Here is a 13,887-nt window from a genome sequence, read left to right as displayed (position 1 = left end):
GTCAATGGAGCTTACCGACACCGCTGGCTTTTAATCCCGCCAGCCGGAATCGGATTGATACTTAACGTACAGATTGTATTATTTCAAAATTTCATTCTTAGATTTGGAGGTTACATTGCCCGGAACAGCACCTCCCGATACGCCTTCAGCGGCGGCCGAAAATGCCCGCTTCTGGCAGATCGTCCGCAGAGTAGGCGCGTTCGCGTTTGTGGTCGTCGTCTTGGTGATCGGCTATTTGCTGATGCGATACGGATACGACGGCGTTAGCGGACGGAATTCGGAAAGCCAAATTTATTCCTACGCTGCCGTCCAGGAATGGCAGTTGGCCCGCGCCGATCATGAAATGATCGCCGCAGCGGCGGCTGCGTGTTCGAACATCCAAGACCTCGATGCCCAGCCAGATTTCGTTCGCGCCGCATTAAGGCTGGATATCTTGCCCAGTGACGTCCGCAGGCAATCTGCAGTCAGGGCCCCAGACCAGAAAGCCGCAAACTCCCTCGTACTCTCAAACTATCAGCGCGCCATCGTCTACCTCAGCGATTCGATCAAGCGCAATCGGATCGAGTCAGCATCCGCAGCCAACCGGAACTACACAAGCATGTTCTGGTTTCAGCTTGCGATCGTCGGGATCGGCGCAATCACAACCATTCTGATCAGTATCAAATCGATAGCGCCGGCCGGCGAAACACCGTCGACCAACAACCTGTCCCTCTGGGTCGGCATACTCGCTATCGTATTTTCATCGTTGGGCACGGCGACGTCGGCGCTGAATTCATTCTATGCTCCGCGGGAGTCATACCTGAAGAGCGAACGCTCGTTGGCCGCGCTTCGTCAACTTCACTCGGATATTGCTACAAAAATAGCGAGCACGACGTTTTTACCGCCGGAGAAGTGTCCTAAGCTCGATCCGAAAATCAAGGATGATCCATATGCCAAACAAGTGCAGGATTGGACCACCAGACTTGGCGCCATCCTCAACGCCACGGATTCAGGAAGCAGCCAGAATACGAGCAGTACGGCCGGACCCAACTCACCGAAAGTGGTAAACTAGCGCGACGTCCTGACGCCACCGGCCGGCATCCGGCCGCTTCCACTGCACCGTCATGCGCGTGCCTGACCGAGGATGCGGCCAGTAATCCCACATGGCGCGACGCTGGGCCCGGCGGTTGTCCCAAACGCGACCGCGTTTTCGCTCCAGCGGAATGCGAGCCTGCCTCAACGTAGATGCCTATTCACGTCCGATTCGCAAAATCCGGCCAAATCGGACGGCCCCCGCCCTGCGCTCCGCCGGGGCAAGCCATGCGCCGGTATTCATGGACAAATAACCGCTTGCCTCTATTTTCTTGCCTCTATTTTGATCCAGCCCTGCCGGGCGTTGAGGCACCGTAAGGATTCCGAGCCGACATGGTCGATATTCTGGCTGCACCGCAGCAAGCGAAGACTGACTCCGCGCTGCGCACGCTCGGGGCGATTTCGGTCGCGCACTGGGTGAGCCATTTCCACCTGTTCGTGCTGCCGATGCTGTTCCCGTTCCTGAAGGCGCAACTCGGCGTCGGCTATATCGAGCTGGGCTTCGCCCTGACGGTATTCGGCATCGTGTCCGGCCTGACGCAGGCGCCGATCGGCTATCTTGCCGATCATATCGGCGCGCGAAAAGTGCTGCTGATCGGGCTCACGGTCGGCGGCGTGGCGCTGATCATGCTCGGGCTGCATCTGAGCTACACCTCGCTGATCGTCTGCGCCGCCCTGCTCGGGCTCGCCAACAGCGTCTATCACCCCTGCGACTACGCGATCCTGTCGACGCACATGGACGAAGCGCGGATGGGCCGCGCGTTCTCGATCCACACCTTTGCCGGTTTCCTCGGCGGCGCGGTGGCGCCTGCGATCATGGCGGCGCTGGTCGCATCGGTCGGAGGCCTCGGCGCGCTGATCGTGGCCGGCGCGGTCGGCCCCGCGGCGGCGCTGGGGTTGCTGGCCGCGGGCATTCCCGATGCCAGCTCGGCGGATCGCAGGCAGGACGGTGCCGCCGCGCCGAAGCAAAGCATCATCACGCCGGCGCTCATCATGCTGACGATCTTCTTCATGCTGCTCGGCCTCTCCAATGCCGGCATCAGCAATTTCGGCGTGGTGGCGCTGATGACCGGCTATGGCGTGACGTTCTCGGCCGCCAATATCGCGCTGACGGCGTTTCTCGGCGCGAGCGCGGCCGGCGTGCTGGCCGGCGGCTACCTGGCCGACCGCACCACGCGCCATGGGCAGGTCGCCGCGGCGTGTTTCGGCATCAACGCGGTGATCATGCTGGTGATCGCGACCACCACGCTGCCGTCGTTAGTGCTGACCGCGGCGATGGGCATCGCCGGATTCCTCGGCGGCGTCATCGCGCCCTCGCGCGACATGCTGGTGCGCCATGCGGCGCCGGCGGGTGCCGCCGGCAGGGCCTTCGGCATCGTCTCCACCGGCTTCAATTTCAGCGGCATTCTCAGCCCGTTGCTGTTCGGATGGATCATGGACCAGAACATGCCACACTGGGTGTTCGGCGCGTCGGTGGCCTTCATGGTGCTGACGGTGCTGCTGGCGCTGGCGACTGACCGCAAATCGGCGGAACCGGCCAAGGTGTGAGGGGATGCATCCCTGAACCCCATACCCGGCGGTTGACAGTTTTCAGGGGCATCGGATGATGCGCCCAACAAACCACAACCGGGATGGAAGCCATGACCTCGACCCCCGACCTCGTGATCCGTGGCGGCACCGTCGCCGATGGCAAGGGTGGCGATCTCTATGAAGCCGATGTGGCGATCTCAGGCGGCCGCATCACCGACGTCGGCAAGGTGGCCGCCAAGGGCAAGGAAGAGATCGACGCCAAGGGCAAACTGGTCGCGCCCGGGTTTGTCGACGTCCACACCCATTATGACGGCCAGGTCACGTGGAGCCAGGACATCACGCCGTCGTCGCAGAACGGCGTCACGACCGCGATCATGGGCAATTGCGGCGTCGGCTTTGCGCCGTGCCGTCCGGTCGATCATGTCCGGCTGATCCAGTTGATGGAAGGCGTCGAGGACATTCCCGAGCCGGTGTTGAGCGCCGGCATTCCCTGGGCCTGGGAAAGTTTTCCGGACTACATGGAGTGGCTGTCGAAGCGCAGTTTCGACATGGATATCGGCGCGCAACTGCCGCATGCGGCGCTGCGCGTCTACGTGATGGGCGAGCGCGGCGCACGGCGCGATCCCGCCACGCCCGAGGACAACAGGGCGATGGCGGCGCTGGCCGGCGACGCCGTGCGCGCAGGCGCGCTGGGGTTTTCGACCTCGCGCACGCTCAACCACCGCACCTCGACGGGCGACTACACGCCGACGCTGAAAGCGGGCGAGGATGAACTGACCGCGATTGCCGCCGCCATGCACGGCGTCGGCCGCAGCGTGCTGCAATTCGTGCTCGACCAGAGCACGGTGCATGAAGATCTGCCGATGATGCTGCGGGTCGCGGAAAACACCAAGTGCCCGATCTCGTTCTCGGTGGCGCAGGCCGACAAGGCGCCGCGTCGCTGGCGGCAGACCATGGACACCATCAACGAGGCCGCCAAACGCGGCCTGTCGATCACGACGCAGATCGCGGCGCGTCCCGTGGGGCTGCTGCTCGGGCTGGAACTGTCGCGCAACCCGTTCCAGACCCATCCGAGCTACCGCGCGATCGCAAAACTGCCGCTGGCCGAGCGGCTGACGCAGCTGCGCAAGCCCGAAGTGCGGGCCGCCATCCTGGGCGAGACGGCGACCGCGACCGACGATCCGCTGTTCTTCCGGCCGAACTACGACAAGATGTATCTGCTCGGTAATCCGCCCGATTACGAACAGCCACCGGAAAATGCGCTTGGCCCGCAGGCCCGCCGCCAGGGCCGCCAGCCGGAAGAACTCGCCTATGAGGCGATGCTGACCGACGAGGGCCGCGGCATGCTCTATGTGCCGTTCCTCAATTATGCCGACGGCAATCTCGACGCCGTCCATGAGATGCTGCGCGAGCCCAGTGCCGTGCCGGGACTTTCCGACGGCGGCGCGCATTGCGGCATCATCTGCGACGCCAGCTTCCCGACCTATCTCCTGACACACTGGACCCGCGACCGCAGCCGCGGCGAAAAACTCTCGATCCCGTTCGTGGTGGCGGCGCAGTCGCGCAAGACCGCGCTCTCGGTCGGCCTCTACGACCGCGGCGTGATCGCGCCGGGCTTCAAGGCCGACGTCAACGTGATCGACTACGACCGGCTGCACCTGCATCCGCCGAAGGTGCATTACGATTTGCCGGTCGGCGGCCGCCGCCTGATGCAGCAGGTCGACGGCTACGACGCCACCATCGTCTCCGGCGTGGTGACCCAGCGCGGTGGCGCGGCGACGGGTGTGCGACCGGGCCGGCTGGTGCGGGGCACGCAGGGATCGAAGGCGGAGCTGAACGCGGCGGCGAGTTAAGGCCAAACCGCTTCAACATTTGCGGTGTCGTCCCGGCCTTGCGCCGGGACCCATACGCCGCGGCCCATGTAAAGGGCACGAGCTGTAGCCCGGATGAGCGCAGCGATATCCGGGAACTGTCTCGACGCCGGCCCCGGATATCGCTGCGCTCATCCGGGCTACGACTCACTGCTGCATCTGACCAACGCTGAGCGTCAGCCACCACGCTTCATCGTGAGATCACGCGGTATGGGTCCCTGCGTTCGCAGGGACGACCGATAGAGTTGTTATCGCCTCACGCAAACTTCGGCTGCACTGCCGCCTGCGCCATCAGCCGCTTGCGCTCCGTGTTCGGCCGGAGCAACAGCAGCCCGAGCAGACCCGAGGCCACCATCACCACTGCGTTGATGGTGAAGCCGGTCATGTAGCCGTCGAGCGGCACCGCCGCATTCTGGATCACGGCGCCCATCACCGAAGGGGCAATTATCCCCGCCAGCGTATAGATCGCGCCATAGATCGCGATGACGGCGCCGCGCTGCTGCACCGGCGTGAACTCGCCGAGCATCGGCGGGCAGACCACATAGATTGAACCGCAGAGCCCGGAGCCGACCACGAGGAACGCGATCTGCAGCCCCGCGCCGTGGACATGCGGCAGCACGGCGAGGACCAGCCCGCCCACGATCAGCGGCACCGAGCCGAGCACGCCGCGCGAGGCGCGCGTCGTGTAGCCGCGTGCCAGCATCACCTGTGAGATCCATCCGGTCAGCAGCACGATGGTGGCGCCGAACACCCACGGCAGCACCGAGATCCAGCCGGCATCCTGTTGCGTGAAGCCGAGTCCCTTGACGATAAAGGGCGTGAACCAGGTCAGCCCGAGCGACAGCGCCCAATAGGCGCCGAAGGTCGCCGCGCAGCAGCCGATGAAGGTGCGCGAGGTCAGCAACTGGAAATAGGGAATGCGCGTATCGGCCGCAGCGGCCTGGGCCGTCTGCACCAGCGGACCTTCCCGGCCCATCACCAGCCACGCCACGCCCCACATCAGGCCGACGACGCCGAGCGCGCCGAACGCATAGTGCCAGCTGTGATTGACGATGATCCAGTTCAGCGCCGGCACGGCCAGGATGACGCCGAAGGCCGAGCCTTGCGAGAGAATGGCGGTCGGCAGCGTTCGCTTCTCGTCGGGAAACCATTTGTAGATCGCATGCGCCGCGACCGCAAACGCCGGCCCCTCGCCGGCGCCGAGGATGACGCGGCAGATCACCAGCGTGGTGAAGCTGACGGAGCCGACCATCGGAAACTGCGCCACCGACCAGATCACCGCCATCGCCAGCAGCACCCAGCGCGTATCGATGCGGTTGACGATGAAGCCCACCACGATGGCCGAGATCGAAAACAGGAAGAAGAACGAGGAGCCGAGGAAGCCGAACTGCTCCGGCGTGAGTTTCAGCTCGTCCATGATCGGCGCGCCGGCGAGGCCGACCACGATCTTGTCGGCAAAGTTCACCAGCATGAACAGGAACAGCAGGAAGGTGATCTTCCAGGCGCCTTTGGGCGTGCCCTCATGCGTCGTTTGCACGGTCATGGCAGGTTTCCCCGTTTCTTTGCTGGCTCTGTGAGATCGGCCGGTTCCGATGCTACAAGTGGGCTCCCGGGCAAGGCAACCGGGATTTTCACAACTGCCCACTGCTGTTGCAGGGCGCGCAGCACGACCGGATCACGATCACGTCGCGGCGCGATTGAGGTCGTGATCCCGGGCACGTGCCCTGATATGTTGCATGCCATCACCTCAGGGGATTTTCATGGTCAGATCGGTTCATCGTCGCGCATGACCAAGGGTAATTCCAGCGTGACCGGTCGGCTACTGCACATCACCGGCCTGAGCAAGAGCTACCGCGCCGCCGGCGAACAGGTGGCCGTGCTGCGCGGGGTGAATCTTGCGGTCGCCGCCGGCGAGAGCGTGGCGCTGACCGGCGAATCCGGCAGCGGCAAGAGCACGCTGCTGCACCTTATCGCCGGCCTCGATGCCGCCGATGGCGGCGAGATCAGGCTGGCGGATTTGAACCTCTCCGAACTCGACGATGCCGGGCGCGCCGAATTGCGCCGCAACCGGCTCGGCCTGGTGTTTCAGCAGTTCAACCTGATTCCGAGCCTCACGGTGGGGGACAACCTCACCTTTCAGTCGCGCATTGCCGGCCGTCACGACGCGGCCTGGCACGGCGAACTGGTAGAACGGCTCGGGCTCGGCAAATTCCTCAAACGCTATCCCGAGCAATTGTCCGGCGGCCAGCAGCAGCGCGTCGCGATCGGCCGGGCGCTCGCCGTAAAACCGCTGCTGCTGCTGGCGGACGAGCCGACCGGCAATCTCGACGAGGATACCGCCGACGAGGTGCTGGCGCTGGCGCGCGATCTGGTGGCGCGCAGCGGCTGCGGTTTTCTGATGGTGACGCACAGCGCGAGACTTGCCGCGACCCTCGACCGTCAGGTCAATCTCCATGCCGGGTTGATCGCGTGAGGCGCGCGCTGTGGACGCTGGCCGTGTTGCTGAGCCATTGGCGGCGGCATCCGATGCAGCTGGCAACCCTGCTGATCGGACTGATCGCGGCGACCGCGCTGTGGAGCGGCGTGCAGGCGCTCAACCAGCAGGCCCGCACCTCCTATGATCGCGCTGCCGCGACCTTTGGCGGAACGCGCACCGCCATGCTGGCCGCCCGCAACGGCGCGAGCTTTCCGCGAAAACTGTTCGTCGATTTGCGCCGCGCCGGCTGGCCGGTGTCGCCGGTGCTCGAAGGCCGCATCCAGATCGAGGGACGCTCGTTCCGGCTGCTGGGCATCGAGCCGGTCACGCTGCCGGCGGAAGTAGGCTCCGCGCCGGCGGTCGGCAGGGACGATTTTCGAGCTTTCATGACGCCCCCGGGCATGATGCTGGCGGCACCGGAGACGCTGTCCGATCTCAAGCTCGCGGCAGGCGCGCGCGCGCAGGCCCATGGCGGCGCCTTGCTGCCGCCGCTGCGGGTGCAGCCGAACCTGGTGCCCGGCGTGCTGGTCGTCGACATCGGCATCGCGCAGAATTTGCTGAAGATGCCGAACCAGATCTCGCGGCTGCTGATCGGCAAGGCGACCGGCAAACGCGCGTCGCTTGAAAGCATCACCGGCGACCAGCTTCGCCTGATCGAGCCGGATGCGGAGACCGACCTCGAGCGCCTCACCGACAGTTTTCATTTGAACCTGACCGCGTTCGGGCTGCTGTCCTTCTTTGTCGGGCTGTTCATCGTCAATTCCGCGATCGGGCTCGCCTACGAACAGCGGCTGCCGGTGCTGCGCACCCTGCGCGCCTGCGGCGTCTCGGCGCGAATGCTCAACGCCGTGCTGGTGCTCGAACTGGTGTCGCTGGCGTTTTTCGCCGGCCTGGTCGGCCTCGTGTGCGGCTATTTCATCGCCGGCGTGCTTCTCCCCGACGTCGCGGCCTCCTTGCGTGGGCTCTATGGCGCGCAGATTCCGGGACAGTTGACGCTGAAGCCGCAATGGTGGATCGCCGGCATCGCCATCAGCATAGCCGGCGCGCTCGCGGCCGCCGCCGCCAGCCTGACCAAAGCGTTGCGCATGCCGCTGCTGGCCACCGCGCAGCCCTTTGCCTGGCAGCAGGCACAGCGGCGCTGGCTGGCCTGGCAGAGCGCCGCGGCGCTCGTGGCGTTCGCCATCGCCGCAGGCTTGCTCTGGTTCGGCGATTCGCTGATGGCAGGATTTGCCGTGCTCGCGGCGCTGATGCTCGGCGCCGCGCTGATCCTGCCGATGTTTTTGGAATTGGTGCTGTCGCTCGGGCAGCGTTTGGCGCAGAAGCCGGTCAGCAACTGGTTCTGGGCCGACAGCCGTCAGCAACTGTCCGGGCTTTCACTCGCCCTGATGGCACTGCTGCTCGCGCTATCAGTGAATGTCGGCGTCTCTACCATGGTCCAGAGCTTCAACCGCACGTTCCTGGTGTGGCTCGACGGGCGGCTGGCGGCGGATGTGTATATCAGCGCGACCGATGACGATCAGGCGCACGGGATCAAGGCGTGGCTGCGCGAGCGTCCCGAGGTCGAGGCGATTTTGCCCGGTGGCCGCGCCGATACGCAACTGGCGGGGGCGCCGATCGAAGTGCTTGGCCTGCCCGATCACGCCACCTATCGCGACAACTGGCCGCTGCTGGAGTCGGCCAAGGATGCCTGGATCAAGCTGCGTCCCGGCAACGCGGCGCTGGTCAGCGAGCAACTGGCGCGGCGGCTGAATCTCTCGGTCGGCGACCGCATCGAGGTGCCGGCACCGGGCGGCAACTGGCCGCTCGATGTGGTCGGCATCTATGCCGATTACGGCAACCCAAAGGGCCAGATCACGGTCAACTTCGCCGCGCTGACGCGGCGCTTTCCGGAAATTCCGCTGACCCGCATGGGATTGCGGGTCGCGCCGCCAAAGATACCGGCGCTGATCGCGGCGCTGCAGGAAAAATTCGCGCTCGACGACCGCAACCTCGCCGATCAGGCGACGATGAAGGCGGAATCGAAACGGATATTCAACCGCACCTTTGCGGTGACCGCCGCGCTCAATGCCTTTACGCTTGGCGTCGCCGGCGTCGCACTGCTGACCAGCCTGCTCACGCTGGCCAATTCCCGCCTGCCGCAACTGGCGCCGCTATGGGCGATCGGCCTGACGCGGCGGCAGTTGGCGGCCATCGAGCTGCTGAAGACGATGTCGATGGCGCTGATCACCACGATGTTCGCGCTGCCGCTTGGTCTCCTGGTGGCGTGGTGCCTGCTCGCGGTCGTCAACGTCAAGGCGTTCGGCTGGCGGCTGCCGTTTCACGTCTTCCCAATGCAACTCGTGTGGCTGACGGGCGTCGCGATGGCGGCCGCCATTGCCGCGTCCGCGCTGCCCGTGATCCGGCTGGCGCGCATGCAGCCGGCGAGCCTGATCAGGATATTTGCCAATGAACGGTAGCGGCCCGATCACCCGCCGCGGCTTCATCGGCGGCGCGCTGCTCGCGGGACTCAGCGGCCACGCGCTGGCGCAGGGTTTTGCCGGGCTCGGCGAAAGCGCGGATGGATTTGCCGCGGTTGTGCCCGGCCGGGCATTTGCGTTTCCCGTCGATCACGGCCCGCATCCGGAATTTCGCATCGAGTGGTGGTATGTGACGGCCAATCTCATCGATGCCAACGGCGCGGCCTACGGCGTGCAATGGACGCTGTTTCGCCAGGCGATCGCGGCGGGCGGACCGCAAGAAGGCTGGGCCAACCAGCAGATCTGGATGGGCCATGCCGCCGTCACCCGCGCCGATACCCATCGCTTCGCCCAGGCGTTCGCGCGTGGCGGGGTCGGTCAGGCCGGCGTCGACGCCAAACCATTTCACGCCTGGATCGATGCCTGGGAGATGCGCGGGCTCGATGCTGTCAACAAGGATTTTATCGCGCCGTGCGAGCTGAAAGCCTCGGGCGCCGACTTCAGTTACGCGCTACGCCTCGACGCGCAGCGTCCGCTGGTGCTGCAGGGCGAGGCCGGCTACAGCCGCAAATCGCTGCGCGAGCAGGCCTCCTATTATTACAGCCAGCCGCATTACACGGCGACCGGCACGCTCACCATCGACGACAAGCCGGTCGACGTCACCGGGCAGGCCTGGCTCGATCGCGAATGGAGCAGCCAGCCGCTGGCTTCGGATCAAAGCGGATGGGACTGGCTGTCGCTGCATTTCAATTCCGGCGAAAAATTGATGCTGTACCGGATGCGCCAGACCGACGGAAAGCATTTTGGGTCGGGCAAATGGATCAAGCCTGATGGCTCGACCGAGTTGCTCGGCTCCGAAGACATCGTGATGACGCCGCTCATCGTCACCGAGCTCGCGGGACGAAAGATCCCGACGTCATGGCGCATCGCGATTGCGAAGATGGCCCTGTCGATCGAGTGCACGCCGCTCAACGCGCGAAGCTGGATGGGCACGAGCTTTCCCTACTGGGAAGGCCCGATCCGCTTTGCCGGCAGCCATGCCGGGGTTGGTTATCTGGAAATGACGGGCTATTGAGCGGCACAACAGGGGAATCAATGATGTATCATTTCACCGCGCTCGCCACCTTGCTGGCGATCCTGGTCTACTTTTATTCCTCAATCCTGGTGTCGCAAGCGCGCGCCAGGTTTGGCGTCAAGCCGCCGGCGATTTCCGGCAATGCGGATTTCGAGCGGGTGTTTCGCGCGCAGATGAACACGCTGGAATGGCTGCCGATCTTCCTGCCCTCGCTCTGGCTGTTTGCCATCTATATCGGCGACGGCACCGCAGCGGCGCTCGGAATGGTCTGGGTCGTTGGCCGCATTCTCTATGTGCACGGCTACGCCAAGGCTGCGGCCAAGCGCGGCCCTGGTTTTTATGTCCAGGCAATGGCGACCATCGTTCTGTGGGCTGGGTCGATCGGCGTCATCGTGTGGCGGCTGGTGCAGCGGTAGCGGAAGGATCCGCCGTCTTTGCGAGCGCAGCGAAGCAATCCATCTCGCGGCACAAGAAAGATGGATCGCTTTGTCGCTACGCTCCTCGATGACGAAGTCCGGGCGACCTACTTCGTGAGCGGGCAGCCGGAGTCCTTTGCAGCAGGGAACGCCTTGGCGCCGGGCACCACGGCAAGCTGCTTGTAGTAATCCCACGGCTTTTTCGATTCAGATGGCTTCTTCACCTCGAACAAATAGAGGTCGTGCACCATGCGGCCGTTCTCCATCACCTTGCCGCCCTGCGCAAAATCATCATCGACCGGCAGCTCCTTCAGCTTCTTCGCCACCGCCTCGGCGTCCTTGGTGCCGGCCGCCTTGACCGCCTTGAGGTAGGACAGCGTGGCCGAATAGGTGCCGGCCTGGATCATGTTCGGCATGCGGCCCGTGCGCTTGAAGAAGCGTTCGCCGAGATTGCGGCTCCTGGCGTCGCGGTCCCAGTAATAGCCTTCGGTCAGCACCAGGCCTTGGGCAGCGTCGAGCCCGAGGCCATGCACTTCAGCGAGCGTCAGCAGCAAGCCGGCCAGCTTCTGGCCGCTCTTGACGATGCCGAACTCGGCTGCCTGCTTGATCGAGTTGGTGGTGTCGAGGCCGGCATTGGCGAGGCCGATGATCTTGGCTTTCGAGCTCTGTGCCTGCAGCAGGAAGGAGGAGAAGTCCGAAGAGTTCAGGGGAATGCGGACCGAACCCAGCACCTTGCCGCCCTTGGCCTTGACGAAATCGCTGGTGTCTTTTTCCAGCGCATAGCCGAAGGCGTAGTCCGCGGTCATGAAGAACCAGCTGTCGCCGCCGGCTTCCACCAGCGAGCCGCCGGTGCCGAACGCCAGCGCGTGGGTATCGTAGGCCCAGTGGAAACCGTAGGGGTGGCAGGCGTCGCCGGTCAGGCGCGATGTCGCCGCGCCGACGACGATGTCGATCTTTTTCTTCTCCTTCGACAACTCGTGGATCGCGAGCGCCACCGACGAGGTCGTCAGTTCCGTGATCATGTCGACGTTCTCGACGTCGTACCAGCGCCGTGCAATGGCATTTCCGAGATCCGGCTTGTTCTGGTGATCGGCGGAGATGATCTCGATCTTCTGGCCGAGCACCTCGCCGCCAAAATCCTCGACCGCCATCTTGGCGGCCTCGAACGACCATTTGCCGCCGTAATCGGCGTAGACCCCGGACTGATCGTTCAGAATGCCGATCTTGACGCCCTGCGCCGAGGCCGGCGCGGCCAGCAAAAGACCACCCGCCGCAACGGCGGCCAACAATCCCGACTTCATTTTTTTCTCCCGGAATTTTTTATCGGAGTAACCTGACGACACTATTCAATAACCCCGCAGGTGCCCATCCATTTCGGATCAGCCAAAAGTATGGGGAACCGTCATTCCCCGGTGCGCAATTGCGCACCTGAGGGCGCGCAACGCGCGAACCCGGAATCCAACGGGCGACATGACGTGTCGTGAGATGGATTCCGGGTTCGCGCTCCGCGCGCCCCGGAATGGCGACGGAGCTGTCGTCGGATCCCACTCACTCCGCCATCGTCTTCTTTCCCCTGCCGCCCGCCAGGTTCCGCACGAGCACACAGAAGATCGGCGTGAATATCAGGCCGAACAGTGTCGCGCCGAGCACATTGCGGGCGCAGCGAAGCAATCCATCTCTCCGCGGGCGCACATACTCGATTGGCCCCGCGCAGAAGTAGCGGCCGCTCTCAGCCTTCCACGCCTATCATGGGGCATGACGCCGGGAAAATCCTCCGCTAACCTTGGCGTCAAGGCCTGCAACAAGGGCCAGAGGTCCAGGGAGGACAGACGTGCACAAGGGTCGGGTCGTATTCGGCGCGATGGATGAGGTCGTGTTCGGACGGCCGGCATCCGGGGCGATTTTGGAACAATTGGATCGGCTGGGCGCGCAGCGCGCGTTCCTGATGGTCAGCGGGACGCTCAATCGCGAAACCGACGAGATCGAAAAGATTCGCCGCGCGTTGGGACCGCGCTGCGTAGGCACTTTCGACGCCATGCCGCCGCATACGCCGCGCGCGGCGGTGATTGCCGCGGCCGAACAGGCCCGCGCCGCCGGGTCCGACCTGATCGTGACCATCGGCGGCGGCTCGATCACCGACGGCGCCAAGGCGGTCCAGCTCTGCCTCGCCAACGATATCCGCGATCCCGACGACATCGATCGCATCAAGGCCGGTAGCGGACCAGCGCCGCAGCTCAAGGCTCCTGCCGTGCGGCAGATCAGCGTGCCGACCACGATCGCCGGCGGGGAGTTTTCGGCAATCGCGGGCGTCACCAACGAGAAAACCGAGGTCAAGGAAGCGCTGCGGCATCCGCTGTTGATGCCGCGCGCGGTCATTCTCGATCCCTGGCTCAGCCTGCATACGCCGGAATGGCTGTGGCTTTCGACCGGCATCCGCGCCGTGGATCATTGTGTCGAGGGCATCTGTTCGCGCGAGGCGCAGCCTTATGGCGACGCCCAGGCGCTGCAGGGGCTATCGATGCTGGCGCAGGCGCTGCCGCGGGTGAAGGCCGATCCGAACGATCTCGACGCGCGGATGGACTGCCAGATCGGGACCTGGCTTTCGACCGGCCCGCTGGCGTCAGGCGTACCGATGGGCGCCAGCCACGGCATCGGCTACGTGCTCGGCGCGGTGTTCGGCGTGCCGCACGGCCACACCTCCTGCGTGATGCTGCCGTCGGTGATACGCTGGAACAAGCCGGCCAATGCCGCGCGGCAGGCGCTGGTCGCCGCCGCCATGGGCCACCCCGACGAGGACGCCGGCGACGTGCTCGACGGCTTCATCCGCAACCTCGGCATGCCGCGCAGCCTGCGCGAAGTGAACGTCACACCGGAGCATTTCGACCGCATCGCGCAGGCCGCGATGGCAACGCCCTGGGTGCCGCGCAACCCGCGCAAGATCGAGGGACCGGCGCAGGTGCGCGAGATTCTTGAAATGACCGCGTAGGGAGAG

11 protein-coding genes are annotated in these 13,887 nt (G+C 64.7%); 8 read left to right on the top strand and 3 right to left on the bottom strand.

Annotated elements, in window-relative coordinates; translation table 11 throughout:
• Window positions 1-115 precede the first annotated feature (115 nt).
• The 3 genes from QUH67_RS02930 to QUH67_RS02920 all read left to right on the top strand — a co-directional run bounded on the left by QUH67_RS02930 (window position 116) and on the right by QUH67_RS02920 (window position 4,454).
• Window positions 116-1,051 (top strand): hypothetical protein, encoded by a 936-nt coding sequence (locus tag QUH67_RS02930; protein ID WP_300945149.1) that lies wholly within the window; start codon window positions 116-118, stop codon window positions 1,049-1,051.
• A 353-nt stretch (window positions 1,052-1,404) separates the two neighbouring features.
• A complete protein-coding gene (locus QUH67_RS02925) occupies window positions 1,405-2,619 on the top strand; it encodes an MFS transporter (protein WP_300945148.1) in 1,215 nt (404 codons plus the stop codon).
• Between the two features lie 92 nt (window positions 2,620-2,711).
• On the top strand, window positions 2,712-4,454 hold the full coding sequence (locus QUH67_RS02920; protein ID WP_300945147.1) for an N-acyl-D-amino-acid deacylase family protein: 1,743 nt from the start codon (window positions 2,712-2,714) through the stop codon (window positions 4,452-4,454).
• A 274-nt stretch (window positions 4,455-4,728) separates the two neighbouring features.
• Here QUH67_RS02920 and QUH67_RS02915 read toward each other — a convergent pair whose 3' ends face one another.
• Window positions 4,729-6,015: an MFS transporter gene (locus QUH67_RS02915; RefSeq protein WP_300945146.1), complete on the bottom strand. Its 1,287-nt coding sequence runs from the start codon at window positions 6,013-6,015 to the stop codon at window positions 4,729-4,731.
• 243 nt (window positions 6,016-6,258) lie between these two features.
• On the opposite strand from QUH67_RS02915, the gene QUH67_RS02910 reads away from it, so the two are divergent.
• Genes QUH67_RS02910 through QUH67_RS02895 form a run of 4 tightly spaced genes read left to right on the top strand, consistent with a single transcriptional unit; the run spans window position 6,259 to window position 10,895 of the window.
• Window positions 6,259-6,945, top strand: a complete 687-nt coding sequence (locus QUH67_RS02910; RefSeq protein WP_300945145.1) for an ABC transporter ATP-binding protein — start codon at window positions 6,259-6,261, stop codon at window positions 6,943-6,945.
• Window positions 6,942-9,404, top strand: coding sequence for an ABC transporter permease (locus QUH67_RS02905; protein WP_300945144.1), 2,463 nt, complete (start codon window positions 6,942-6,944; stop codon window positions 9,402-9,404). Before QUH67_RS02910 ends, QUH67_RS02905 begins: the two co-directional genes overlap by 4 nt.
• The gene (locus QUH67_RS02900; protein ID WP_300945143.1) at window positions 9,394-10,479 is read left to right on the top strand and encodes a lipocalin-like domain-containing protein; all 1,086 of its coding nucleotides are present in this window, start codon (window positions 9,394-9,396) and stop codon (window positions 10,477-10,479) included. Before QUH67_RS02905 ends, QUH67_RS02900 begins: the two co-directional genes overlap by 11 nt.
• A gap of 23 nt (window positions 10,480-10,502) precedes the next feature.
• Window positions 10,503-10,895: an MAPEG family protein gene (locus QUH67_RS02895; protein ID WP_300947920.1), complete on the top strand. Its 393-nt coding sequence runs from the start codon at window positions 10,503-10,505 to the stop codon at window positions 10,893-10,895.
• Window positions 10,896-11,002: 107 nt separating this feature from the next.
• Here QUH67_RS02895 and QUH67_RS02890 read toward each other — a convergent pair whose 3' ends face one another.
• Window positions 11,003-12,196 (bottom strand): ABC transporter substrate-binding protein, encoded by a 1,194-nt coding sequence (locus QUH67_RS02890; RefSeq protein ID WP_300945142.1) that lies wholly within the window; start codon window positions 12,194-12,196, stop codon window positions 11,003-11,005.
• Between the two features lie 247 nt (window positions 12,197-12,443).
• A complete protein-coding gene (locus QUH67_RS02885) occupies window positions 12,444-12,566 on the bottom strand; it encodes a hypothetical protein (protein WP_300945141.1) in 123 nt (40 codons plus the stop codon).
• Window positions 12,567-12,726: 160 nt separating this feature from the next.
• Here QUH67_RS02885 and QUH67_RS02880 point away from each other — a divergent pair, with 160 nt between their 5' ends.
• Complete coding sequence (locus QUH67_RS02880; RefSeq protein WP_300945140.1) at window positions 12,727-13,881, top strand: iron-containing alcohol dehydrogenase; 1,155 nt, start codon at window positions 12,727-12,729, stop codon at window positions 13,879-13,881.
• Window positions 13,882-13,887: the final 6 nt, after the last annotated feature.

Origin of the sequence: Bradyrhizobium roseum (assembly GCF_030413175.1) — a bacterium.
Classification (GTDB): Bacteria; Pseudomonadota; Alphaproteobacteria; order Rhizobiales; family Xanthobacteraceae; genus Bradyrhizobium; species Bradyrhizobium roseum.
This window is presented reverse-complemented; position numbering and strand designations above follow the sequence as displayed.